This is a genomic window from Sphingobium sp. DC-2 (assembly GCF_000722555.1).
Taxonomy (GTDB): Bacteria; Pseudomonadota; Alphaproteobacteria; order Sphingomonadales; family Sphingomonadaceae; genus Sphingobium; species Sphingobium quisquiliarum.
Window position 1 is genome coordinate 1 of record NZ_JNAC01000149.1, and the last position, 604, is coordinate 604.

Below are 604 nucleotides of genomic sequence, written 5' to 3' on the forward strand. Positions count from 1 at the left end.
CCAACCTGCCGATGGAGCCAGACTGGGTGGTGAGGTTCTACAACCAGCGCGGCACCGCAGAGCAGCACATCAAGGAAGGCAAATATGCCTTTCGCTGGACGCGGCTGTCATGCCGGAAGTTCCGGCACAACGAGGTGCGGCTGCAACTGCACGCGCTGGCCTACAACCTGGCAACCTTCCTGCGCTGCATCGAACTGCCCGAGGCCATGGCGGACTGGTCGTTGACCAGCCTGCAACTCAAGCTGATCAAGATCGGCGCCCGCGTCGTCCGCCACGCCCGCGCCATTACCTTCCAGTTGGCCGAGGTCGCCGTCACCGGCCCGATGGTGCGGGCCGTCCTTGCCGCCATCCGCCGTCTTCGAACGCCTCCGTCATGCGCATGACCACGATCCATGCCCAAGCTGAACGAAAGCGGCAGGACAGGTCCGTCTGCCGCGCGGAAAAGCGGCTCTGCCGGGCCAGAATGCTGCGGGTTCGAGGCTTGATCCACCCGACTTCGGCCGTTTGCGCGACGACAGACACCGCTCGGGGCGAAAAACGCTTGCCCAGCGAGCAAAATCAGGCGATCTTGAAGTCAAGCGGCAGGCCACTTGGGGAATGTCGG

The 604-nt window shown here is 64.1% G+C and carries 1 protein-coding gene; it reads left to right on the top strand.

Translation table 11 applies throughout. From position 1 onward, the window contains the following. Positions 1-383: IS1380 family transposase (locus ET21_RS0123195; RefSeq protein WP_030541563.1), on the top strand; the 383-nt coding region annotated here is incomplete at its 5' end. Between the last annotated feature and the right edge of the window lie 221 nt (positions 384-604).